This is a genomic window from Candidatus Desulfatibia sp., assembly GCF_036446775.1.
Classification (GTDB): Bacteria; Desulfobacterota; Desulfobacteria; order Desulfobacterales; family UBA11574; genus Desulfatibia_A.
The window spans coordinates 1-2,039 of sequence record NZ_JAZFTO010000148.1 but is presented as its reverse complement, the minus strand read 5'-3'; the positions used below and the strand labels follow the sequence as shown (position 1 = coordinate 2,039).

Sequence of the window (2,039 nt, the reverse complement as noted above, 5' to 3'; positions counted from 1 at the left end):
ATCATTCTCGGCGGCGGACCCAATCGAATAGGCCAGGGCATAGAATTCGATTACTGTTGCGTTCACGGCATCCTGGCCTTAAAAAGACGGGGGATCGAAGCGATCATGATCTACTGCAACCCGGAGACGGTCAGCACCGATTATGATGTGGCCGATAAGCTTTATTTTGAACCGCTCACTTACGAAGATGTATTGGATGTCATCGAACTTGAAAAGCCCGACGGCGTCATTATCCAGTTTGGCGGCCAGACGCCGCTGAAGCTGGCACTGCCTCTTGAAAAAGCAGGGGTTCCCATATGGGGAACCTCTCCGGATTCAATCGACTTGGCCGAAGATCGAGATAGGTTCGGTGCGCTGTTGGATTCGCTGGATATCCCCCATCCCCAATACGGAACGGCAACCTCCATTGATGAAGCCATCGAAGTAGGCAAGAGTATCAGGTTCCCCCTGATGGTGCGACCGTCATATGTCCTTGGCGGACGCGCTATGGAGATCGTTTACGACCTTGCTTCATTAGAACATTATATGCGCCATGCCGTCAGCGCCTCCGAAGAGCATCCGGTGCTGATAGACCGGTTTCTTGAAGATGCCTATGAGTTTGACGTGGACGCAATTTGTGATGGGGATCGCACCGAAATTTGCGGGATCATGCAGCATATCGAAGAAGCCGGCGTGCATTCAGGCGACAGCATGGCCGTCCTGCCTGCTTATTTACTGAGCCGCGATCAGCGCGAAGATATAAAAGATTATACTCGAATACTTGCCGAAGCACTGAACGTCAGGGGCCTGCTCAACATTCAGTTTGCGATTTTATTTGATACACTTTATGTACTTGAAGTAAATCCGCGCGCGTCGCGAACCGTGCCGTTTGTCAGCAAGGCAACCGGAATACCGATTGCCAAAATGGCTGTTGAGGTGATGGCCGGAAAAAAAATTGATCAACTCGGTTATTCATTCAAGGAACAACTGCCCTATGTGGCGGTAAAGGCATCTGTTTTTCCCTTTGATCGTTTCGACAAAGCCGATATTTTTTTGCGCCCGGAAATGCGATCTACCGGCGAAGCCATGGGCATTGCGACCACATTTGGGAAAGCGGTAATGAAAGCCTTTCAGGCAACCGGTATCATCGTTCCGAAGTCCGGAACTGTATTTTTAAGCGTTAATGATAACGATAAAGCCCGGATTCTTCCCATCGCTGAAAGTTTGAAAAAATTGGGATATCATCTAGTTGCAACCCGAGGAACAGCTGAATATATTTCCAATCGAGGTATTTCTGTTCAACAAGTAATGAAAGCCAGTGAAGGCCGGCCAAATGTTGTTGATGATATCAAGAACGGTAATATAAACATGATAATCAATACACCTTTAGGGCAACGCGCCCGTGTTGATGAATACACCATAGGGTGGACGGCGATTAAATACCGGATCCCTTTTATTACGACCCTGTCCGCAGCTGAAGCGATTGTTCGCGGAATAAGAGCAAATAAGCTAAAACAAATCGAATATAACTGCTTGCAAGAGTACTATAAGTTATAAATGCAAATGACGGCAACAGGACTCGTATACGGTGAGATATATCTGAAGCATGACACCGGACCGCACCACCCGGAAATGGCTCAACGGCTTACAGCCATTTTTGAGGCGCTGGAGGTTGCGGGACTGCTCGATAAACTTATGCTTATAAAGCTTACTCGCAAAGGCTATGCAGAGCTGACTCGCCGAGTTAAGAACATCGCCGAGGTTCACGCCCAGGGACGGCTTGTTTCCGTGCTTGAAGGCGGGTACAACCTCAAGGCACTGGGAGAGTCGGTGCAAACCCATATTCAGGTTCTTATGGAAATGGAGGTGTTCTAATGAAAAAAACATTGGTTATCTTCATCGTTTTTTTTACGGCATCTGTTGCCTTTGCTTCAATCAAGGAAGACAAAAAGCTCTTTGAGACCAAATGCGTCAAATGCCATTTACTTGAACGTGCTTTAAGAAAGACCAAAAGTTTAAAGGCCTGGAAGCGAACCGGCAAAAGGATGGCGAGGTACTCT

General features: G+C 47.8%; 3 protein-coding genes. All 3 read left to right on the top strand.

All coding sequences use genetic code 11. The annotated features are described in order from the left end of the window. On the top strand, nucleotides 1-1,536 hold a 1,536-nt coding region (gene carB, locus V3S16_RS07430), incomplete at its 5' end, for a carbamoyl-phosphate synthase large subunit (RefSeq protein ID WP_413884040.1). After that, complete coding sequence (locus V3S16_RS07425) at nucleotides 1,537-1,854, top strand: hypothetical protein (protein WP_413884039.1); 318 nt, start codon at nucleotides 1,537-1,539, stop codon at nucleotides 1,852-1,854. It begins immediately after the preceding gene. Next, the coding region (locus tag V3S16_RS07420; RefSeq protein WP_413884038.1) for a hypothetical protein at nucleotides 1,854-2,039 on the top strand (186 nt) is incomplete at its 3' end. The genes V3S16_RS07425 and V3S16_RS07420, both read left to right, overlap by 1 nt.

Excerpts from the sequence above, each read along its gene's own strand:
- V3S16_RS07425 (WP_413884039.1), top strand. The coding sequence starts at position 1,537 with ATGCAAATGACGGCAACAGGACTCGTATACGGTGAGATATATCTGAAG.